Origin of the sequence: Lentibacter sp. XHP0401, assembly GCF_025751535.1 — a bacterium.
Classification (GTDB): domain Bacteria; phylum Pseudomonadota; class Alphaproteobacteria; order Rhodobacterales; family Rhodobacteraceae; genus Lentibacter.
The window spans coordinates 18511-38667 of sequence record NZ_JAOWLC010000002.1 but is presented as its reverse complement, the minus strand read 5'-3'; the positions used below and the strand labels follow the sequence as shown (position 1 = coordinate 38667).

At 58.5% G+C, this 20157-nt stretch carries 21 protein-coding genes and 2 riboswitches; of the genes, 8 read left to right on the top strand and 13 right to left on the bottom strand.

Going from position 1 to position 20157, the window contains the following annotated elements; genetic code table 11:
• Nucleotides 1-218 precede the first annotated feature (218 nt).
• The 5 genes from OE750_RS03060 (at nt 219) to OE750_RS03040 (ending at nt 6088) form a co-directional block, all read left to right on the top strand.
• A complete protein-coding gene (locus OE750_RS03060; protein ID WP_263761275.1) occupies nt 219-1202 on the top strand; it encodes an HlyD family secretion protein in 984 nt (327 codons plus the stop codon).
• Entirely contained in the window at nt 1199-3925 is a 2727-nt protein-coding gene (rbbA, locus tag OE750_RS03055) for a ribosome-associated ATPase/putative transporter RbbA (protein ID WP_263761272.1), read from the top strand. The genes OE750_RS03060 and rbbA overlap by 4 nt, the downstream gene beginning before the upstream one ends.
• Before the next feature lies 1 nt (nt 3926).
• Nucleotides 3927-5054 carry an ABC transporter permease gene (locus OE750_RS03050; protein ID WP_263761270.1) on the top strand — a complete coding sequence of 376 codons (1128 nt, stop codon included), beginning with the start codon at nt 3927-3929 and terminating at the stop codon, nt 5052-5054.
• Between the two features lie 108 nt (nt 5055-5162).
• Nucleotides 5163-5318, top strand: coding sequence for a hypothetical protein (locus OE750_RS03045; RefSeq protein ID WP_263761268.1), 156 nt, complete (start codon nt 5163-5165; stop codon nt 5316-5318).
• Nucleotides 5319-5479: 161 nt separating this feature from the next.
• Nucleotides 5480-6088 carry a GNAT family N-acetyltransferase gene (locus OE750_RS03040; RefSeq protein ID WP_263761266.1) on the top strand — a complete coding sequence of 203 codons (609 nt, stop codon included), beginning with the start codon at nt 5480-5482 and terminating at the stop codon, nt 6086-6088.
• A gap of 1010 nt (nt 6089-7098) precedes the next feature.
• Here OE750_RS03040 and OE750_RS03035 read toward each other — a convergent pair.
• From OE750_RS03035 to OE750_RS03000, 8 genes are all read right to left on the bottom strand, one after another.
• Nucleotides 7099-7374, bottom strand: a complete 276-nt coding sequence (locus OE750_RS03035; protein ID WP_263761265.1) for a plastocyanin/azurin family copper-binding protein — start codon at nt 7372-7374, stop codon at nt 7099-7101.
• A 3-nt stretch (nt 7375-7377) separates the two neighbouring features.
• Nucleotides 7378-8145: an ABC transporter ATP-binding protein gene (locus OE750_RS03030; RefSeq protein ID WP_263761263.1), complete on the bottom strand. Its 768-nt coding sequence runs from the start codon at nt 8143-8145 to the stop codon at nt 7378-7380.
• On the bottom strand, nt 8142-9164 hold the full coding sequence (locus OE750_RS03025) for a FecCD family ABC transporter permease (protein ID WP_263761998.1): 1023 nt from the start codon (nt 9162-9164) through the stop codon (nt 8142-8144). The genes OE750_RS03030 and OE750_RS03025 overlap by 4 nt, the downstream gene beginning before the upstream one ends.
• 41 nt (nt 9165-9205) lie before the next feature.
• Nucleotides 9206-10216, bottom strand: coding sequence for an ABC transporter substrate-binding protein (locus OE750_RS03020; RefSeq protein WP_263761261.1), 1011 nt, complete (start codon nt 10214-10216; stop codon nt 9206-9208).
• A 181-nt stretch (nt 10217-10397) separates the two neighbouring features.
• Nucleotides 10398-10595: riboswitch (cobalamin riboswitch) on the bottom strand.
• Nucleotides 10596-10675: 80 nt separating this feature from the next.
• Nucleotides 10676-11677 carry a threonine-phosphate decarboxylase CobD gene (gene cobD, locus OE750_RS03015; protein ID WP_263761259.1) on the bottom strand — a complete coding sequence of 334 codons (1002 nt, stop codon included), beginning with the start codon at nt 11675-11677 and terminating at the stop codon, nt 10676-10678.
• Between the two features lie 7 nt (nt 11678-11684).
• Nucleotides 11685-12623, bottom strand: coding sequence for an adenosylcobinamide-phosphate synthase CbiB (gene cbiB, locus OE750_RS03010; protein WP_263761257.1), 939 nt, complete (start codon nt 12621-12623; stop codon nt 11685-11687).
• Nucleotides 12620-13105: a hypothetical protein gene (locus OE750_RS03005; protein WP_263761254.1), complete on the bottom strand. Its 486-nt coding sequence runs from the start codon at nt 13103-13105 to the stop codon at nt 12620-12622. Before OE750_RS03005 ends, cbiB begins: the two co-directional genes overlap by 4 nt.
• Nucleotides 13106-13416: 311 nt before the next feature.
• A complete protein-coding gene (locus tag OE750_RS03000) occupies nt 13417-14013 on the bottom strand; it encodes a histidine phosphatase family protein (protein ID WP_263761252.1) in 597 nt (198 codons plus the stop codon).
• A 51-nt stretch (nt 14014-14064) separates the two neighbouring features.
• Here OE750_RS03000 and cobU point away from each other — a divergent pair, with 51 nt between their 5' ends.
• The 3 genes from cobU to cobS are packed head-to-tail and all read left to right on the top strand — an operon-like array spanning nt 14065 to nt 16323.
• On the top strand, nt 14065-14604 hold the full coding sequence (gene cobU, locus OE750_RS02995) for a bifunctional adenosylcobinamide kinase/adenosylcobinamide-phosphate guanylyltransferase (RefSeq protein WP_263761250.1): 540 nt from the start codon (nt 14065-14067) through the stop codon (nt 14602-14604).
• Nucleotides 14573-15583, top strand: coding sequence for a nicotinate-nucleotide--dimethylbenzimidazole phosphoribosyltransferase (cobT, locus tag OE750_RS02990; RefSeq protein ID WP_263761248.1), 1011 nt, complete (start codon nt 14573-14575; stop codon nt 15581-15583). Before cobU ends, cobT begins: the two co-directional genes overlap by 32 nt.
• A complete protein-coding gene (cobS, locus tag OE750_RS02985; protein ID WP_318527966.1) occupies nt 15532-16323 on the top strand; it encodes an adenosylcobinamide-GDP ribazoletransferase in 792 nt (263 codons plus the stop codon). The genes cobT and cobS overlap by 52 nt, the downstream gene beginning before the upstream one ends.
• A 19-nt stretch (nt 16324-16342) precedes the next feature.
• On the opposite strand, the gene OE750_RS02980 is transcribed toward cobS, so the two are convergent.
• From OE750_RS02980 to OE750_RS02960, 5 genes are read right to left on the bottom strand one after another with little or no spacing between them, the layout of a single operon-like run.
• On the bottom strand, nt 16343-17002 hold the full coding sequence (locus OE750_RS02980) for an energy-coupling factor ABC transporter ATP-binding protein (protein ID WP_263761244.1): 660 nt from the start codon (nt 17000-17002) through the stop codon (nt 16343-16345).
• A complete protein-coding gene (gene cbiQ, locus OE750_RS02975; protein ID WP_263761242.1) occupies nt 16993-17781 on the bottom strand; it encodes a cobalt ECF transporter T component CbiQ in 789 nt (262 codons plus the stop codon). The genes OE750_RS02980 and cbiQ overlap by 10 nt, the downstream gene beginning before the upstream one ends.
• Nucleotides 17782-17784: 3 nt before the next feature.
• A complete protein-coding gene (locus OE750_RS02970; RefSeq protein WP_263761240.1) occupies nt 17785-18363 on the bottom strand; it encodes a cobalt ABC transporter permease in 579 nt (192 codons plus the stop codon).
• A complete protein-coding gene (gene cbiM / locus OE750_RS02965) occupies nt 18360-18977 on the bottom strand; it encodes a cobalt transporter CbiM (protein ID WP_263761238.1) in 618 nt (205 codons plus the stop codon). Before cbiM ends, OE750_RS02970 begins: the two co-directional genes overlap by 4 nt.
• A 7-nt stretch (nt 18978-18984) precedes the next feature.
• Nucleotides 18985-19770, bottom strand: coding sequence for a DUF4198 domain-containing protein (locus tag OE750_RS02960; RefSeq protein WP_263761236.1), 786 nt, complete (start codon nt 19768-19770; stop codon nt 18985-18987).
• A 142-nt stretch (nt 19771-19912) separates the two neighbouring features.
• Nucleotides 19913-20108: riboswitch (cobalamin riboswitch) on the bottom strand.
• Nucleotides 20109-20157: the final 49 nt, after the last annotated feature.

Sequence of the window (20157 nt, the reverse complement as noted above, 5' to 3'; positions counted from 1 at the left end):
CGGTTCTTTAACTTGGATCAATTCATTGATTCCCATAGCGACGTAAACACTGCCGTGTTCGAGTGACATAAAGTTGCGACCGCCGCTGTCCAACCGCCAAAGCGGCATGTCGGATATGCGAATTCTGCAATGCAGCATACGTTTACGCTGCATTGCAGCAATGCTATGTTCGAGGAAGTGAGTCGGGGTTGCCGCCTCTAGAAATTGGAGATGACGTAATGTCCTGGAAGCGGAATGGATTGATCGCAGCCACCCTTATCGCGATATCGGCAGGCACCTATGGTGTCTGGCTCAATAGCACGAAGTCCGATCTGCCGGTGGGCATTGCCAGCAGCAATGGGCGGATCGAGGCCGAGCGTATTGATGTTGCGGCCAAGCTGCCGGGGCGCATTGCCGAGGTTCGTGTTTCCGAGGGCCAGTGGGTAAATGCGGGTGATCTGGTCGCGCAAATGGACACGGCCGAGATTGATGCCCAGTTGCGTCAGACCGAAGCCGCCGTCTCGCAAGCCAAGCAACAAAAACTTCAGGCCGAGGCACTGTTGAACCAGCGCAGTTCCGAACAGGAGTTCGCGCAGGCAGAATTTGCCCGTGCCGAGCAACTCGCGGCCAGAGGGCATGCGCCACAGGAACTGGTCGATCAAAGAAAGTCCGTCCTGACCACTGCAGATGCTGGTGTCGCCGCCGCCCGTGCAGGTATTGATCTTGCGATTGCCACGATTGCGTCGGCTGAAGCGACGGTCGAACGGCTTCAGAGCGTTCGTTCCGACGCCGATCTGGTCGCCCCACGCGATGGCCGCGTTCAATATATCCTCGCGAAGTCTGGTGAGGTGGTGGGTGCCGGTGGCAGGGTTGTGACCCTGACCGATCTGACGGACATTTACATGACCATCTTCCTTCCTGCGCACGATGCCGGGTTGCTTGCGATCGGATCTGAGGCACGCATAATCCTCGACCCGATCCCGGATTACGTGATCCCGGCGACCGTCACCTTCGTGGCCAGCACGGCCCAGTTCACGCCGAAATCCGTAGAAACCGCAAACGAACGTGATCAGCTGATGTTCCGGGTCAAGCTGACCATTCCGGAAGAGTTGCTGGAAGAATATCAGGAGCAGGCCAAAGCGGGCGTTGCCGGTGTAGGCTATGTTCGCACTGACGACACTATTGCCTGGCCCGATACGCTTTCGGTGAAGCTGCCACAATGACTTCTGCGCCGGTCGCCAGTCTGTCTTCGGTCACGCACCGATACGGTACGGTGTCGGCCTTGGCCGACATCTCGCTGGATATCCCGGCGGGTTGCATGGCGGGCCTGATCGGCCCGGATGGCGTTGGGAAGTCTACGCTTCTGGCACTGATCGCCGGAGTGCGCAAACTGCAAACCGGCGGCGTGAATGTGCTGGGCGGCGACATCACCGCCCGCGAACATCTCAAAGTCTGCAATCATCGTATTGCCTACATGCCTCAGGGGTTGGGCCGGAACCTCTATCCGACGCTCTCGGTTTTTGAGAACCTCGATTTCTTCGGCCGACTCTTCGGCCAATCGGAGGCCGAACGGTGCGCGCGCATCAACGAACTGCTGAAAGCCACCAGTCTTGATCCGTTCTCGGACCGGCCAGCAGGCAAGCTGTCCGGCGGAATGAAACAGAAGCTTTCGCTGTGTTCGGCGCTGATCCATGACCCCGACCTGGTGATCCTTGACGAACCGACCACCGGCGTCGACCCACTATCGCGCCAGCAGTTCTGGGATCTGATCGACCACATCCGCACAGATCGCCCGACGATGAGCGTGATCGTCGCCACTGCCTATATGGAAGAGGCGGAGCGCTTCGATTGGCTTGCGGCGATGAATGCGGGAAAGGTCATCTCGACGGGATCGCCGGCCGAGATCCGGGACGCTGCCGAACAGCCAACGCTGGAAAAGGCCTTCATCGCGATGCTGCCCGAGGCCGAACGGCAGGGCCACCGTGCAGTCGTTGTGCCGCCGCGCCAGCCCGCAAGCGGCCCGCCTGCCATCGAGGCACAGGGGCTGACCTGCCGCTTCGGCGATTTTACCGCCGTCGATCAGGTCGAGTTTCAGATCGAGCCCGGCGAGATCTTTGGATTTCTCGGCTCCAACGGCTGCGGCAAGACCACGACGATGAAGATGCTGACCGGATTGCAGAAGGCCAGCGAAGGCAAGGCGTTGCTGTTCGGTGAGGCGCTGGACCCGGACGACATGGCGACCCGGCAGCGGGTCGGTTACATGTCGCAGGCCTTTTCGCTCTATGGTGAACTGACCGTTCGTCAGAACCTAGAACTGCACGCGCAGCTTTATCAATTGCCGATCGAGACTCGCGCCGAGCGGGTTGCGCAAATGCTTCGCGATTTCGATCTGACCGAGGATGCCGACAAGCGGCCGGATGGCCTGCCGCTGGGGATCCGTCAGCGCCTTCAGCTTGCCGTCGCAGTGATCCACGCACCGGAGGTTCTGATCCTGGACGAGCCGACGTCCGGCGTCGATCCGGTCGCACGGGACGGGTTCTGGCAGCATCTGGTCAAACTGTCGCGCAACGACGGCGTGACTATTTTCGTTTCGACCCATTTCATGAACGAAGCGGAACGCTGTGATCGCATTTCGCTGATGCACGCGGGAAAGGTTCTGGCGATTGGAACACCTGTCGAACTGGCCAGGAGCAAGGGCACTGATGACCTCGAAGAAGCGTTTGTTGGATATTTGCGCGATGCGGCAGGCGGCGCGGAAAACGTGCGATCCCAGACACCGGCCACGGCATTTCCGGAAAGGCAGCAAGAACCACATCGCCCGTTCGACATTGCTCGGCTTTGGGCCTTCGCACGCCGCGAGTCGATCGAGATATTGCGGGACCCAATGCGGTTAACTTTCGCGTTTCTCGGCCCGATCATCCTGATGCTCACTTTCGGCTATGGCATCTCATTCGACGTGCAAGACCTTCCATATGCGGTTTTCGATCGTGATCAGAGCGCGGAAAGCCGGGAACTCATGGAGAGCTTTTCGGGCTCGCGCTACTTCGCCGAAAGACCGGCCGCGGGCAGCGTCACCGAGCTTGAAGCCCGCATGAAAAGCTCCGAACTTGTCGTGACCATCGAGGTGCCGCCGGGGTTCGGAAAATCCCTGCTGCGCGGGGACCAACCCGAAGTCCGCATGGCCGTTGACGGAGCCATGCCGTTCCGGGCGGAAACGACACGCGGCTATCTGCAAGGGCTCGCAGCATCCTACATGTCCGATCAGATCGAGCGGCTTTATGGCCATGCCTTCGACCCGTCCGCAGCCTCGGTCGAAACCCGGCTTCGCTACAATCAATCCTTCCAAAGTGTCTTCGCCATGATCCCTTCGGTGATCATGCTGATGCTCGTCCTGATCCCGGCGATGATGGCCGCGATGGGGGTCGTGCGGGAAAAGGAAACCGGTTCGATCGCCAACTTCCGCTCGACGCCTGTGACACGGACCGAGTTCATTCTGGGCAAGCAACTGCCGTATGTCGTGATTGCCATGCTCAGCTTTGTCACGCTGATCATCGTGTCCTATGGCGTCTTCGGAGTGCCGGTCAAAGGCTCGGTCGCGACTCTCCTTGTCGGCACGCTGCTTTATGTTCTGGCGACGACTGGCTTTGGTGTGCTGATCTCGACATTCACCCGCACGCAGGTTGCGGCAACCTTTGCCGCCGCCGTTATCTCCATCATTCCGGCCGTCAACTTCTCCGGCCTTCTGGTTCCGGTGTCCTCGCTGTCGGGCGGTGGACGGCTGATCGGGCTGGCATTCCCATCGTCCTGGTATCAGCAAATCAGCGTCGGCACATTCACCAAAAGCCTTGGATTCCCAGAGCTTTGGCACAATCACGCCGCACTGGCAGGCTTTGCGGCGTTGTTCATCGCGGTATCGGTCTTGGCCTTGAACAAGCAGGAGAAATGACATGAGGCAGTGGTTTGTGAATGTCTTCCGGCTCGGCCTCAAGGAGCTTAGCAGTCTGCGTGCCGATCCGGTCCTGATTCTGCTGATCGTCTACGTGTTCAGCTTTGCCGTCTATTCGGTGGCGACCGGTGCCAAGCTTGAGGTGTCCAACGCATCCGTCGCCTATGTGGATCACGACCGTTCGGCGCTGACCGGGCGCATTCTGGGTGCGATCCTGCCGCCTGAATTCAATCCACCGCAGGAAATCGCCGCCGACGAGATCGACAGCGTGATGGACAGCGGTAAGTTCGTGTTCGTCCTGTCGTTTCCGCCCGCATTCGAGGCCGACGTGCTGAACGGCCGGAAGCCGCAGGTGCAGCTTAACGTCGATGCCACGGCGATGGCGCAGGCCGGCAACGGCTCGGTGTTTCTTCAGCAGATCATCCGCGCCGAAGTCGCCAAGTTCGTTTCCGGCGACGACGCAGCAACGACGCTGCCGATCGATCTGGTCGTCAGGACAAAGTTCAACCCGAACCTGAATTCCGTCTGGTTTTCTTCGGTGATGCAGATCATCAACAACATCACCATCTTGTCGGTGCTACTGACCGGTGCCGCTCTGATCCGCGAACGCGAACACGGTACGATCGAGCATTTGCTGGTGATGCCGGTCACCCCGTCAGAGATCATGGTCGCCAAGATCTGGGCTAATGGCCTTGCGATCGTTGTCGCCGCCATCCTGTCGCTCTGGCTCGTCGTGCAGACCGTGCTTGCGGTCCCGATAGCAGGTTCAATCCCGCTCTTCGTGTTCGGCGCTGTGCTTTATCTCGTTTCGGTGACGGGACTTGGCATTCTGCTGGCCACGTTCACGACGTCGATGCCGCAGTTCGGCCTGTTGTCGCTCCCGGTTCTCGTGATCATGAACCTCTTGTCGGGCAGCACGACCCCGATGGAAAGCATGCCCGTCTGGCTTCAGAACGTGATGCAGCTGTCACCTTCGACGCATTTTGTTGCGTTTTCGCAAGCCATTCTCTATCGCGGTGCCGGACTGGAGATCGTTTGGCCTGACATGGTGGTCATGGTTGCGCTCAACGCAGTCTTTTTCTTCGTCGCGCTCAAACGATTCAGGGTGACGATGGCCACAGTTCACTAATTCCAGCCGATTGATCCGGAGAACAGTAACCAGCAATCCGATGAGTCGGCTGAATGAAGGTGGGGTAGACAACCCAAAACACTGCACTACCCAAAGAAAGGTAAAACCATGAAAAGACTGACCCAGATAACACTTGTTGCTTTGGCACTCGCCGCCGCCGGATGCACCGAACCCGGACATTACCCTGTCAGCGGTCAGGAATGCGGCCCGAATGATCCGGTTCTTGATCTGGATGCGAATGACTGTGGTGTGCCGGGCATATAGAGTGGTCGTAGCCCGGCGATGCCAACGCACGTGGCAAACGGCCTTCGATACGCCCGACAATCGGGTCAGCCGCTATCGCATTGGTACCGATGAGAAAGCCGTCTTCGTCCACTCGGTTCGCCGGACGCTCGCGCTACCGGAAAAGGCTGCATGAGGGTGCCATGATCAAATGTGCATTCGAGACAACGTTGCGGAACAGCGGACGGGTTCTTGTCCGCCCTGTTGTGCCCGAAGACAGGCATCTGCTGGAGATCGGTTTCGCGCATGTGTCGGAGGCCTCGCGCTATTTCCGGTTTCTTGCTCCCAAGAGCCGGCTCAGCGACCGCGATCTGGACTTCTTCACGACCAGCCATGGCGACGATCACGTCGCCATTGGCGCGCTGGACATCGACGCCGAACCGCCACAGCCGGTAGGAATCGCACGCTATATACGGCTGTCGGATCGGCGCGATGCGGCGGAGATCGCCGTTACGGTGGTCGACGACTATCAGGGTCTTGGCCTCGGTTGCATCCTGATCGGCGCGCTTGCTTGTCATGCGGCGTCAGATGGGATTATGCATTTCGTTGCCCTTGTTCACGAGGACAATCGGAAGATGCGGCATCTGTTCGATGAGCTTGACGCGCAGGTGGAGTCCGATCTGGGCGGAGAAGTGGAAATGAGGATCCCCCTTCACTGTGATCCCGCCGCGTACCCGGACACGAAGACCGGTGACGCCTTCCGCGACGTCTATCGCCTTGCCGCGCGTGATTTCGGCAAATATCCTGGATAAGGATTTGGCCATGGACGGTCAAAATGCGCAGATACGGTGCTCAATTCCACAGAGCTATGGAGCCGAATACGGAAGAGGCGGCGAAGGGTCGAGGTGAGATTCGCACGTCGGCGTGGCATGAATGACCGATACAGAATCTTCGTCGCAGCAACTACGAGCGTTCGTTTCGACATTCTGCATCTACATCATTGCCGAGATCCAATCCTACTGTCGTAACTTCCATTATGGGGCTCCTTTCCTAACAGAAGGTAACTTCTGCACTATGTCGCATCGTGCGACAGACAGGTGCAGACGTCATCCACCCCATCCGCGACCTGATCATTGAATCAGAAGTCTTCGCTGCGATTAGCTCGAACGGCAGGTCTTCACGCTGCATCGCGACACAGAAACTTTCGCCGACGCAGCGAATGCGGCGCTGCGCGCGCGTGCAGCAAAGATTTGACACTTCCGGTTTGGGCTCGAAGCCGACCTTCGCCGCGAACTGCTCGAACGGCAGCTCCGGGCCGCTCTCTACGGTCAACACAATGGGCGGAAGCGAAAATACTCTGCGCGAGGCGCGAACGCCAGGAAATAGAGGGTGATTCGTCCGTTCGCGGGCCCGCAAATATCCGCATGTTTGCGTCGTGTCACATTCAACATCGCTTCGGAGAAATCGAGCGCCGTCACCTCATCCCAAGATCATGCACCAGCTGTTTAATCTCGCCAGTGCCGCATGCGAGCTCCAGCACCTGTGTGGTGACGTGCCGAGATGATTGCGCATTGGCTTTGCCCCCGCGGCCGCCTCTGCCGCTGTTGCTACGCCATGGCAAAAGAACTGATCGAATGATTCCGAGCGGCGCGACCAGTATTCCCGAATATCGTCAAGCAGATGGCAATTCGCAGTCATGAGGCGTTTGCTGCTATAATTGCCTCAAACCGGCCAACTGCCCGTTTCGGAAACCCCTCAGCATTCTCGCCCACTTTAATAAACATGACCATACCCATGGAAAATGCGGGCTACATTTGATGCCCTAGGTTCCGGGCACAGTCAGGGTTGTTGTGAAATCTTCGTTAACCTTGCTCTTGAAAGGCTCTGCTCCCTCGGGGATCATCCCCTCGATCGTGGCAGCGTTATGGCTTGGTTGTTCGGGAATGAAGCGAACCTGATCTCCCGGTTCGATACGCAGAAAGTCGGGTTCATAAATCATCGGGCCGCGCTCGTTCCGGCTAAACATCCGCACTTCGTGTATTTCGGCAAGGGCCGGAGTGGCACTCAGAAGGTACAGGACTAAAAGTGACGTTTTCATGGTTTACTCCTCAAGACAGTGGAAACGAAACAGCGTGGAATTGTCAGCAGGATCACGCAGAGGCGTCGCGCGAACCTGAAAGATGCTGGCAAGGCGTTCAGGGGTCAGCACCTCGGGAGGCGTACCGCACGCAACCAGCCTGCCCCCCTCCATTACGCCCAGACGGTCGCAATTCATCGCTTGATTTAGGTCATGCAGCGCGAAAATCACCGTGACCGACAAGCGGCTTATCAGCCTTAGCAGAGCAAGCTGGTGATGGATATCGAGATGGGTCGTTGGCTCATCTAACAGCAAAAGTCGCGGGCGCTGCGCAAGGGCACGGGCGATCTGCACGCGCTGACGTTCTCCGCCAGAAAGCGTGGACCAGCCCTGCTCCACCTTTTCTGCCATCCCGACAACGCTAAGTGCATCCCGCACGATTTCGACGTCTTGAGAGCCAAAGGGCGCAAGCGCGGACAGCCAAGGCGTGCGCCCGAGTTCAACTACATCGCGCACGCTGAGGGCATCGGAAGTCTCGACTTGCTGCTCAACAAAAGCGATGCGCCGCGCTATTTCAGGGCGAGGCAGCTTTGTTATGGGATCATCATCCAGCATAACCGCGCCTTGCGCGCGTGGCATGAGGCCGGCCATCAGCCGCAGCAGTGTGGATTTGCCCGAGCCGTTGGGCCCGATCAGGCCAAAGGTCTCACCCGACTCAATCTGCAACGATACGTCCGATACGATTTGTCGTTGGCCTGCCGCCCATCCAAGCCGGTTTGCCGAAAGCCTCATAGCCGCCTCCGGTTATAGATCAAGATCAGCGCGAAACCTGGCGCGCCGACAAGAGCTGTGACCACACCGATCGGGATTACCTGTCCATGTATCAGTATGCGAGACACGATATCGGCAGCGATCAGAAAGACCGCCCCTGCCAGCGCCGACGCAGGTATGAGCCGCGCATGACGTGGCCCAACGACAAAACGCATTGCGTGCGGAATCACCAGCCCGACAAACCCGATGGAGCCCACAAGGCTCACCATCGTGGCGGTTATCATGGTCGCCATGCCGATCAGCACTACCTGCACACGCCGCACAGATACGCCGAGCGAGGCAGCAGCAGATGCGCCAAAGGAGAACGCGTCCATTGAACGCACGAATGCCAAACAGGCGAAAAGGCCGACCCCCGCGATAGGCACCGCGAGCCAGACATCGGGCCAGCGCACGCCCGACAAATTGCCCAAAAGCCAGAACATGATGCCACGGGCTTGCTCGGCATTAGCGGACTTGGCAATCAGGAACGAAGTCATTGCATTGAACAGCTGAGATCCTGCGACCCCTGCCAAGACCAGTTGAGCCGAGCCTCCTCCTGCCGCGCGGGCCAACGCGGCCACCAACACGAACGCAAGCGCCGCGCCAATGAACGCTCCGCCCGAAATGCCTATCATGCCGCCACCCACTCCAAGGATCGTCACCACGACAGCCCCCGTCGAGGCACCTGCCGAAACACCTAGCAGATACGGATCGGCCAGCGCGTTACGCACCAACGCCTGCAACACCACCCCGGACAGAGCTAACCCCGCGCCGCAAGCCGCCGCAACCAAGGTGCGCGGCAAGCGATAGCTCCATATTATTCCGGCATCGATCAAATCGACCTCATATCCGGCACCCCAAAGATTGTTGGCAATTACCGCCACCACCATCGAAAACGGCAACGGCGTTTCACCAATGACAACCCCTGCGAGGATCGCCGCTAACAGAACAATGGCCCCCGGCACGCCCCACAGCGCGACGGGCCGCAACAAGACGCCCAGCCCAGTCGCGCGCGGCAACGCGCCAGAGGTCACCGGAGTGTTCACTTCAAGTCAAACGCTTGCAGCGCCTCGGCCAGGGCTTCCAAAGCATCTACATTGCGGATCGACGGATCCATGGAATGGCCATCAATAATGACAATCCGGTCGTTCTTAACCGCATCCATCTGGCTGGCCACCGGATCAGACTTCAGGAACTCCAGCTTCTTTACCACATCATCGGCAGGAAAGCGGCGCCGCTCCATCCGGGCGAGCACGATGATGGAAGGATTGGCACGGGCAATGCTTTCCCAGCTGACGGTTGGCCACTCCTCATCGCTTTGCACGACGTTTCGCAGGCCGAGTTTTTGCATCATGTAGCCCGGCGCACCTTTGGCACCGGCGACATAGGGGTCAATGTCCATTTCGGCGGACGAAAACCAGAACACTGCAGAGGCATCAGCTAGATCAAGCGCTGTAGATTTCTCAATCGCTGCCGCCTCACGCGCCTTCAGGTCAGCAACCAGCGCAGCACCTTTTTCCGGAACGTTGAAGATTTGCGACAGTTCGGTTACGCCCGCATGAACGCTTTCCATCTCGAATAAGGCTGAACGTGTGCCATCTGATCCGGTGGTATTGGCTTTTTGCCAGCAATCAGCAGGCAACACATACGTTGGGATGCCAACATCCGTGAATTGTTCGCGTGTTGCGACAATTCCCTGCGGCCCAATGTGCCATTCATATTGCACGGTGACCATTTCCGGACGCTTTGCCACCACGGTTTCAAAGCTCGGGTCATTGTCGGCCAGGCGTACAACGCCCGCGTTCAGATTGGCAAATTCAGGCAGAACAGAGGTGAACCAAACCGCCGTGCCTGCAACCTTGCTGCCAAGTCCTAGGGAATATAGAATTTCGGTTGCGGCCTGACCGACCGACACAACGCTTTCGGGTGCTTTCTCAAAGGTGAGATCAACGCCGCAATTGTTGAGCTCTAGGGGGTAAGCGGTATCAGCATGGGCAGGCAGTGCAAAGGCCGCTACGCTCAAAATGGCTGCTGTCAAGGTATCGGTCTGCATAGTCTCTCTCCGGAATATAAAGCGAACGAAGAAGGAAGAGAGAGGGCCGATCCGGAGCAAGCTCCAGTGCAGGTCCATTGGCTGACTCGCGCTGTTGCGCGGTTGCTGGCTGGCGCAATGGCCAAACGGCTCTGCTGGACAAGTTTCATACGATACCTCTCCGGACAACCCCGCCCGGAACGCGTTTCAGTTGCTTGTCGGCAGGTTTCCTGACTAACGGGTCATCAAGATTTGCAGCCTTCCCATGGTATTGACCACAGTGACACAATAACAAATCTCTCGTCGCCTACAGTTGCGGGGGCAGTTCCGGTTCGCCCGATCATTCGGACGCCGGATTCCCTTTGAATTCCTTGCGGAAACCGACACAGTCTAAATAATGCAATGTTTGAATTTCACAAGGCACATTTTGTAACGCTCTATTGAAGCAGCGAATGCAAGCGGATCAATGGGGAGCGAAGGCTACGGGCGTGAAGCGCCTAGCGCAATTTCAAGCACCTTCCATTGCGCTGCATCCCGCGCCAGTCCGAGCCTGATCCAACGAGTATTATAAGGGAAGATCCGGCTCCAAATGCGCTGTTGCGCCAAGGTCTTCTTCGCCAAAGCCGCATCAGGTGTTTCATAAGTGCGAAAGAGAGCTGCTCCGCCCACAAAGGACCAGCCGGCTTTCAAGGCGAGCGCATCCAAGTGCTTTGCATCCCGCGTGAGCCTTTCGATCGTTCGGGCTTTCCAAACGCGGTCAGCAAGCGCTACACAGGCGATTTCGACAGCCGGGCCTGAAACGGGCCAAGGGCCGCTCAGGTCCCGCAAACGCTCGATGAGCGCCTCATCGCCAAGGGCGAACCCAAGGCGGACACCGGCAAGCCCATAGAACTTCCCGAACGATCTTAGCACGATTACGTTTTTCAACTGATCCAAGACGGGGGCCAACGACAGCTCTTCCTGCACATCGACAAAGCTCTCGTCAACGACGAGCAAGCCAACTTTGCGCGCAAGCTCGCGCAGGGTTTCAGGAGCATAACATGCGCCGTCAGGGTTGTTGGGGTTTACAACAACAGCCAGCCCTGCCCCGTAGAGTTCCTCCAGCAGTGTAACTTCGGTTACACTCCAGCCACAAGTTCGCAAGGCGGCAGCGTGTTCATTGTAGGTCGGAGACAGAACCCGCGCGTTTCCAGCCTGTTGAATAAAACCCATCGCCTGTATAGCACCCTGCGCTCCGGCAAAGGCTGCGAGAGAGGCTTTGGTATTGTATGCCTTCGCGGCAATACCCAGAAGGTGCTGCATGTCGGATTTGCGAGGCAACGCGGCCCAGGCATCCGCTGATATTTGTGGCACAGGATAAGGGACCGGATTGATCCCTGTAGACAGATCGGCCCATTGCTCCAACCTTCCGCCATAGGTGCGCATCGCGGCATCAAGGTTGCCGCCATGGTCTCGTTTGCTCAGATCATCCTGCTGTCTCATAAACGGATTAGAGCAGTGTCAGGGCAGCAAGCGCAAGCGCAATTCCTGCCATCGTGCGCCGATATAGCAAAAGCGCGCGCTGGAGGTCTTTTGCTGAAGGATCTGCGGCTCCACCATTGAGCCAAGGCTCATTTACCAGAGTGTCGCCGTAGGCCCTCGGGCCTGAAAGGCGCACGCCTAAAGCCCCAGCCATCGCCCCTTCCGGCCAGCCCGCATTGGGCGAGCGGTGGGCTTTTGCGTCGCGGTTCATGCAGTTAAGCGCCCGCATGCAACCCGAGCCCGACGCGATCGCGAAGGCCAAACCTGTAAGTCTCGCCGGTATCCAGTTCACGACATCATCAAGTCTGGCCGCAGCTTTCCCAAAAGCTTCATGGCGCTCCGAGCGGTGCCCGATCATGGAATCCAGCGTGTTGATAGCCTTGTAAGCGGCAATTCCCGGCAAGCCGGCGACGAGTCCCCAAAACAATGGTGCGACGATACCGTCGCCTGTGTTTTCCGCGAGGCTTTCGATAGCAGCTCTCGCAATCCCTTCTTCGTTCAGCTGCTTCGGGTCTCTCCCGACGATCATCGAAACAGCTTCGCGCGCCGTGACAATATCACCCGCCACAAGCGGCAACGCGACTGCGCACACATGGTCATGCATTGAGCGCACAGCAATCAGCGGCCAGGCGAGAATGCCGCCTATGAGCAAGCCCGAAATGCTGTTTGGAAGCATCGACTGGAGACCAGCAGCAGGGATGATCACAACCAACAGGCACAGAACCACAACAATGAAACCACCGAAAAGCCGATGCGAGCGGCTGCCACGGTTCAGCCGCGTCTCGCTCATGCTAATGAGCTTGCCCAACCAAACCACAGGGTGGCTGATGCGGGTGTAAAACGCTTTCGGCCACCCGATGATGACATCAACGATCATCCCGACAAGCATCATACCGGCGAAGCTCATGCGGCACCTGTTTCGAATTCGAAAACACTTGCTAAACCCGCAGCTTGGAGCGCTGCACTCGCGCCTTTGGGAACCTCGCCGGCACGAAATATAAGCCCTCGGGCCGAGCCTGTATGAGCGCGGGTCATGCCAAGCGCGCCCAACTCTTGCGCGAGCGATTGCATCGGATCATCTGGGCCACGCATCGCGGCGCAGCGTATGGCAGAAAGCGTTGCCAGCGCTGCAAGCTCTGGCAAGTCTCGCGCCAGTGAGGCTATGTGCCATTGCTCGATCAAGTCCGACACGTCGGGAAACCGCGTATCAGACGGGTCGGTCGGCTGCGGCGCGCCCCAGTAGCCTCCGAGAACGGAGCACCGTGGTGGTGGCGGAATGGTCGATTGAACACGGCAAGCCCGGGACGCCCAAACCAACCCGTCAGGCTCGGGCCACATCAACGGGTCGGTCGCTCCCTCGACACGTCGGCAGGCTTGCGCTAGCTGCATGGGCGAGCCCGTAAACCCGGCCCCTCTGGCCAAAGCGATTAAGGTCGCCGTCGAAGCCCCTGCCCCGCATCCGACTGGAATGTTGGACTTTAACAGCGGCCAAGGCGTATCTCCAATGCGCAGCTCCTGCCGGAAACCTGCCAACTGTTCTTCGCTGAAGAGCTGACAGCAGCCTTGCAAACTGGCGTCAGTATGAAACTCAATACTCAAGGCGCGGCAATAAAGCGTCACCAAGACGATTTCACCCGCAGACCCCAAGCGGCCCTGCACCCACTCTCCGAAATGGCCGCAGACACCTTTCTCGCAGGATATCATTGCGGTGTCTCGTTTACATTCATAACAGAAACCGGCCCATCCGGACCGACCCGCAAGCGCGTGACAGACAGCGGAGCAACTTCAAATGACATCGCTACCCCCATCTGGCCAAGCGTCAGCCCGATTGCGGCCCTCACAATCCCTGCATGCACGACGAGCGCTACGGGCCGGTTTAGCTTTAGCGCACGCTCTGAGGCCTCTTGCAGAGCGGGCCAGGCGCGCGCGCAAACAGCTTCAAAGCTCTCACCGTTTGGCGGCGTGTAAGCGGCCAGCGCATCAGAGTGCATTGGGCCCAAGTCAGGAAGATCGAGAATCGAAATAGCTTCGTGATCGCCGAAGTTCTGCTCCCAGAGCCGGTCATCCTCACTGAAATCAGAACGCTCGGGCCAAAGCGCCTCGGTGGTTTGGCGACAGCGCAACGCGGGGCTTCGCACCACATCCACGTCACCAGACAAGCGTGCTCTGACACGTTCAATGTCAGCGGGGTCAACGCGCGCTGGAACATCGGTGCGCCCGAAAAGGTGGCCGGTAGTGGCTATCGGCGCATGCCGGATCAGGATGAGCATTGCGTTTTGAGCATCGGCCGCAGGCATGACGCCCCTTTCCACTTTCCTTCGATATTGAAAGATGCTTTTCATGCCGTGATGGAAAAGTCGATACTGATAACTGGCGGAGCACGATCCGGCAAATCCGGCTTGGCGGAGCGCTATGCATTAGCGCCCACTGGCAAGGCGATCTATATCGCCACCGCCGAAGTGCGCGACAGTGAAATGGCCGAACGTATCGCAGCTCATAAAGCCAGACGCGGGCCGGAATGGACAGACATACATTGTCCGTTCGATATCGCAGATGCCTTACATAAAACAGACGGCGGCGACCCTAGATTGGTCGATTGCCTGACGCTTTGGTTAACAAACCACATGCTTGCAGATAACGACTGGCGCACAGAGGCTGACAGGCTTGTGACGGCCTTGCAAACCCAAACCACGCCGGTGATTTTTGTAACCAACGAGGTTGGCGCCGGGATTGTTCCTGAAAACAAACTGGCCCGTGATTTCCGCGATGCGGCGGGCTGGCTCAACCAAACCATCGCACAAGCTTGCGACACCGTCGTGTTCTGCGTGGCGGGCTACCCTGTGAAAGTAAAACCCAATGAGCACCCGTATCAACCTGACCTCGCTTGACGAAATTTCGGCGCTGACATTTCCTGCCTTCGACAGCGCTGCGGCAGACGCAGCAACGGCCCGCCAGAACAGCCTCACCAAACCGCCCGGCGCGCTTGGGCGGCTTGAGGAGCTGGCGGTTTTCATGGCCGGCTGGCAGCGCTGCGAGAAGCCCGTGATCACCCAAGCGCAGGCTCTGGTCTTTGCTGGCAATCACGGAATTTGCGAGCAAGGGGTAAACCCCTTCCCTCAGGAAGTGACGGCGCAAATGGTCGCCAACTTTGAAGCAGGCGGCGCCGCGATCAACCAGCTGTGTAGGTCCAGCGGAGCAGACTTGTCGGTTGTTGCGCTTGATCTGGACAAACCGACACAGGACTTCACCAAAGGGCTTGCCATGCAGCCCGAGGATACACTTGTGGCGATGCAACGCGGTGCTGCGGCTGTCGATCCTGAAGCATCAATCTTGATACTGGGTGAAATGGGGATCGGAAACTCAACCATCGCTGCTGCACTCGCATATGCCAGCTTTGGCGGCACAGCCGACCAGTGGGTCGGTCGCGGGACAGGATCTGACAGTGCCGGACAACAGCTCAAGGCACGTGTGATTGAAGACGGTGTTGCGCTGCATAAATCCGCACGCGGCATGGCGATGCTCTCGGCTCTTGGCGGGCGGGAACAGGCGGCCATTTGCGGGGCCGTTCTGGAGGCGCGCGCGCAGTCTATTCCCGTCATTCTGGATGGCTACATCTGCACTGCCGCCGTTGTGCCGCTGTTTGACGCAGACCCCGACCTGCTTGACCATTGCCTCGTCGGACACGCCAGTGCCGAGCCGGGCCATATCCGGCTTCTGGAAGCCCTTGACAAGGCACCGATCCTGTCCATGAACATGGCGCTCGGCGAAGGCTCTGGCGCGGCCTTGGCCCTTGGCGTGCTGCGTGCGGCTTTGGAATGCCACAACGGAATGTCCACCTTTGCAGAAGCCGGAGTGTCCGGCGGATGAGCCCTCTGGCGCAACGGGCAAATGAACTGCGCCTCGCGGTCATGATGCTGACACGCCTGCCAGTCGGGCGGTTGCAAGACCCCGCGCCGAGCTTGCCTGATGCGCAATGGGCTTTTCCCTTGGTCGGGTTAATTGTCGGAGCCATCGCAGGCGCTACACATGGCATATCCCTGCATATCGGCGCAGGCTCGGGCATGGCGGCTGTTCTGTCGCTCGGTGCCATAGTTCTGACAACCGGAGCGTTGCATCAGGACGGTCTGGCCGACTTTGCCGACGGGATGTGGGGCGGCCATGACAAAGCGCGCCGCCTTGAGATCATGCGCGACAGCCAAATTGGGAGCTATGGGGTGCTCGCCCTGATTTTGTGCTGCGCGCTGTGGATTGCCGCACTGGCACAACTTGCCGGCTCCATCGGAGTTGTCGGCTTTCTCGCAGTCGGTGTTTTGAGCCGCCTTGCCATGACTGGTTGCTTGGCAACGATGCCTGCGGCCAGAGACGACGGCCTTGGCGCGGCGGCAAAAGGCAAACCTGTCTGGGCGCTATATTTGCTCTTTGGTCTTGGAACACTGTTCGCGCTTGGCTCAAACGGGTTACCCGTTGTGGCAACGGTTGGGATTGTCACGTTGATCGTCGGGCAAATTGCGCGCCGCCGCATTGGTGGCCAAACGGGCGATGTGTTAGGGGCCGTCCAGTTTATCTCCGAGACAGCGGCTTGGACGATTCTCGCGCTACTGGTTTAGGCAGGTTGCCAATGCGCGATCAAGTCTGGGCCATGTCTTCAATTTTGCCGTCAACGATGCGCAATTCGCGAGAGGTAATCTGCTTTCGAAACTCTGCGGAATGGCTGACCAGCAAAATCGTTTGGGGCAGGCTCTGAAGGATCTCGACGAGGCGCGCTTCATTATCGGCGTCAAGCGCATTTGTAGGCTCGTCCAGCAGCAATACCTCGGGGGTCATTGCGAGAACGGTTGCAAGGGTGACAAGCCGCTTTTCACCGCCCGACAACTTATGGGTGATTCTGTCGCGAAGGTGCGAGAGGCGCAAATCAGCCAGCAAACCGTCGACGATCTCGAGCGCTTCACATTTGGATTTTCCCAGATTGAGCGGCCCGAAAGCGATGTCTTCCGCCACAGTCGGGCAGAACAGCTGATCGTCGGGATCCTGAAAGACCAGCCCGACACGCCGCCGCACCTCGTGAAAATCCGCCTCTTGGCTGCGCGCCTCACCAAAGGCGCGAACAGTGCCAGCCTGTGGTTTTTGCAGCCCCAGAACGACCCGCAAAAGCGAAGACTTCCCCGACCCGTTAGGCCCCGTCAGCGACAGGCGCTGGCCCGGCATCAAACGCAGGTTTGCGCCAGTCAGAACCGGAGGCTGGCCGGGATAAGATATGTGAATATCGTCCAGTTCAATCAGCGGCATTGCAACTCCAGACAAATGAGCATGAATACCAATGCGCTGAGCAGGACGGCAAAGCGGCGATCCGCCCCTGACAGCGCAAACTCTTGCAACAGATAAATGCGACCCGAAAAACCGCGGCATTTCATGGCGCCCAAGATACGTTCGGAACGTTCAACCGCACGCACCAGCATCATCCCAACCAGATAACCAAAGCTTCGGTAGGTGTGAAAATTAGTGGCGGGGCGAAACCCGCGCACTTTCATCGCCGCGCGCAGACGCAGGGATTCCTCCCGCAGCACTTCGATGTAGCGAATCGTGAACATCAGCAAATGCACCAGCGTTTCAGGCACCCTCAGTTTGTGAAGGGCGTGGCCAAGCGTTACCGGCTCCAGCGTGCCGACAAGTGTCATTAGAGCAAGAATAACAGCATTGGCGGTAAGGGCGATTTCGACCGCGCGCCAAAACCCTTGCCAACTGACAGGGAACCCCCAGACGCTAAACATCGCATCACCCGGCATAGTGAACGGCAGCAACACCAGCATGAAAATGATAAAGCTGTCCATCATTGCCATGCGTTTCAACGTTGGCCTCAACCGCAGCCCTGACGCAGCAAGTAACCCTAACGATACGATGAGCGCGGCCAACAAGGCAGGCAATGAGGAAAGCCCGACCACAACAACGCCGAAACAGACCGCCGCGATGATCCGCACACGCGCGTCCAGCCCCCCAATCAGCGTGGCAACCTGTATTGCGCCGCTTTCGGTCAGCGTTTTTTCGTTAGGACCAAGCGTATGCCCCACAGCTCAGGCAGCCAGGTTGCGGCGCGCTGCCAGATAGAACCCGAGCCCGAACAAGCCCAGAATGTAGCCGATGCCACCCAGAATAGACTGCATATTCTGGTGTTCTCGCGTTGCCGCCATTTCGCGGCGCAGCGGGCGGATTTCGTCGCGCACGAGAACGGCGATTGCGTTGCGCTCCTCGTCCGAGAGAGAGGCGATCGCGACAACACCGAATGCAGGCTCCGCCGGTGTTTCGGCGGTCGTTGCAGCAGGCGCTGCCTTCCCCAGTATCGCGGCGATCTCCTCCGCCGGCATTGTCACTTCGGCAACATGGCCGGCCCCCAGATCTCCGTGAAACGTATGGGCGACCGGTTGCTCTGGTTTGAAAATGAAGAACCCGTCAGCGTCGGTTTTCGTTTGGCCTAGGGCCTCGCCATCAGGGCCGAATACCAGAATGATCAGACCAACCGCCATGTCACCGTTGGAGAAGCCGACTTCACCTTCGATTGCCTCGCCGGACGGGAACACAGACGCCAGAACCTTGTGCGCCAAGGCCGGCAAAGGTGCTGCGCACAACATGATAATCAGGGCAAGGTTCTTCATACGCCCGCGCCTTTCACGGCCAAGAACAAATCCGGCTTCACCTTGCGGGCAAGCAAGACAGCAAAGCCGGTCAATATCCCCTCGATCACCATGACAGGGATATGCGCAAAAAACACGAGCTTGGCCGCCGGCAGGAATTCGTCGCCCGATGCTGCCAGCGAGACCGCAACTGCGGCTGTGGTCGCGGCTATAGCAAAGGCGCCGCCGATCCCGGCCCATATTGCCCCCGTCAAAGGCGTGCCCGACGCTACAAGCCGCCCGAAGAGCAGCCATGCGATCACCGCCGGCAACGCAATGTTGAGCGTGTTGATGCCAAGCACGGTCAGCCCGCCAAAGCCGAAGAAAACCGCCTGTAACAACAGGCCGACAAACAGCGCCGGAAAGGCGGCCCAGCCGAGCAAAAGCCCGGCAAGACCATTCATGATCAAATGCACCGAAGACGGCCCGATTGGCACATGAACCAGCGATGCCACAAAAAAGCTTGCCGACAAGACGCCAGCCGCGGGGATCCGCTCAAGCGTCAGGCTGCGAAGGCCAAAGGCAATGCCACCAGCGGCCGCAACCGCCCCGGCTATCACCACCGGGTTTGACAATGCGCCATCTACGATATGCATGTCAGGGTTACTCCATATCCCAGGCGCGTATCCAGATAACCGCATCCTGGCTGAGTTCCTTGCCCTCATGCTCTGTAGCGGAGCCAGACCCGAGTGCCGCAAACCCCCAGTAGCCCGCCTTTGGCACGCCAAACGAGAAATATCCGTTTGCGTCAGAAATCGCGACAATCGCACCGCCCGGCATCGGGCTGACAACAGGCGTGGTCGATGCCGCGCTTTCCATGTCAGGCATGGCTGCCATATATTCGATTTCGATCTCGGCACCGGCAACCGGCTGTCCTTCGGCCAGAACCTGACCTGTAAAGGTAGACCCGGCGAGGATGTTATAAGGCTTATTGAGCGGCAGAATTTCCGTCGGCAGGCCGACGGGCTCCATCCAGTCGGTTGGCAGCTCATTTCGGTTCAAGAACGCCTTGGTGATCTGCTGGATATAGATATCTTCAGACTCTTCATAATAGGGCGTTGGCACCGTCACCAAAACATAGTCGCCCGAGCGCTTGACGGGAACGGTCCCCTTAAAGGCCGCTCCGGTGTTTTCTCCGCCTGTGAACTGCACAGGCTCAAGCGTGCCTTTCAAGTCGGTTTTTTCGCCTTTGTGAACCATGTAGAATTCTAGCGGCACGTCCATATCCATCACGTGGCCGTTGTCCATCGGATGCCAGAAGATCAGCTTTACCGGCACGTCACCGGGCTGTTCGATCATCGTTTCCGTTGTGTATTCAAGCAAAAAATGGGCCGATGCCATGGCAGGCAAAGTCAGTGCAATCGCGCTCGCGAGAAGAGTCTTTTTCATTGATCGTTCCTATTCAGGCACAACACCCGTGCCGTTTCGTTCGAACGACGGGGAACAGATCAGACCGGGGAGTTACACCAGAGCGAGGTGCGCAATACCACGGCCAAACGCGCACCCCGGCGTCCAGTGGATACACCCCGTTTCCGCGGGGCGCTTGCTTGGCAGGTCTCCTGGCTTGCGTGTCTTTGCGTGGCCTGCCTTCCCAGATTTCTCCAGTGGCATATCGGCTTTGCTCGTCGCTTACAGTTGCGGGGGCAGCTACAGATTTGGCGCGATATGCGCCTCACTACATTCCCTTTTTCACCCGATAGATCGGGACCAAGTGAGGCCTGTTTGACAGAGTGCCTCGCAAATCGTCAATAGCAAAATCGCTGTTCACGGGGCGGC

Bases quoted from the DNA above. Each gene is read 5' to 3' on its own strand.
- cobU (WP_263761250.1), top strand. From the start codon at position 14,065: ATGGAAAAGTCGATACTGATAACTGGCGGAGCACGATCCGGCAAATCC.
- OE750_RS03035 (WP_263761265.1), bottom strand. From the start codon at position 7,374: ATGAAAACGTCACTTTTAGTCCTGTACCTTCTGAGTGCCACTCCGGCC.
- cobT (WP_263761248.1), top strand. From the start codon at position 14,573: ATGAGCACCCGTATCAACCTGACCTCGCTTGACGAAATTTCGGCGCTG.
- OE750_RS03020 (WP_263761261.1), bottom strand. From the start codon at position 10,216: ATGCAGACCGATACCTTGACAGCAGCCATTTTGAGCGTAGCGGCCTTT.
- OE750_RS03050 (WP_263761270.1), top strand. From the start codon at position 3,927: ATGAGGCAGTGGTTTGTGAATGTCTTCCGGCTCGGCCTCAAGGAGCTT.
- OE750_RS03005 (WP_263761254.1), bottom strand. From the start codon at position 13,105: ATGCAGCTAGCGCAAGCCTGCCGACGTGTCGAGGGAGCGACCGACCCG.
- cbiM (WP_263761238.1), bottom strand. From the start codon at position 18,977: ATGCATATCGTAGATGGCGCATTGTCAAACCCGGTGGTGATAGCCGGG.
- rbbA (WP_263761272.1), top strand. From the start codon at position 1,199: ATGACTTCTGCGCCGGTCGCCAGTCTGTCTTCGGTCACGCACCGATAC.
- OE750_RS03030 (WP_263761263.1), bottom strand. From the start codon at position 8,145: ATGAGGCTTTCGGCAAACCGGCTTGGATGGGCGGCAGGCCAACGACAA.
- cobS (WP_318527966.1), top strand. From the start codon at position 15,532: ATGCCACAACGGAATGTCCACCTTTGCAGAAGCCGGAGTGTCCGGCGG.
- OE750_RS02980 (WP_263761244.1), bottom strand. From the start codon at position 17,002: ATGCCGCTGATTGAACTGGACGATATTCACATATCTTATCCCGGCCAG.
- OE750_RS03060 (WP_263761275.1), top strand. From the start codon at position 219: ATGTCCTGGAAGCGGAATGGATTGATCGCAGCCACCCTTATCGCGATA.
- OE750_RS03040 (WP_263761266.1), top strand. From the start codon at position 5,480: ATGATCAAATGTGCATTCGAGACAACGTTGCGGAACAGCGGACGGGTT.
- cobD (WP_263761259.1), bottom strand. From the start codon at position 11,677: ATGAGACAGCAGGATGATCTGAGCAAACGAGACCATGGCGGCAACCTT.
- OE750_RS03000 (WP_263761252.1), bottom strand. From the start codon at position 14,013: ATGCCTGCGGCCGATGCTCAAAACGCAATGCTCATCCTGATCCGGCAT.
- OE750_RS02960 (WP_263761236.1), bottom strand. From the start codon at position 19,770: ATGAAAAAGACTCTTCTCGCGAGCGCGATTGCACTGACTTTGCCTGCC.
- cbiB (WP_263761257.1), bottom strand. From the start codon at position 12,623: ATGAGCTTCGCCGGTATGATGCTTGTCGGGATGATCGTTGATGTCATC.
- OE750_RS03045 (WP_263761268.1), top strand. From the start codon at position 5,163: ATGAAAAGACTGACCCAGATAACACTTGTTGCTTTGGCACTCGCCGCC.
- OE750_RS02970 (WP_263761240.1), bottom strand. From the start codon at position 18,363: ATGAAGAACCTTGCCCTGATTATCATGTTGTGCGCAGCACCTTTGCCG.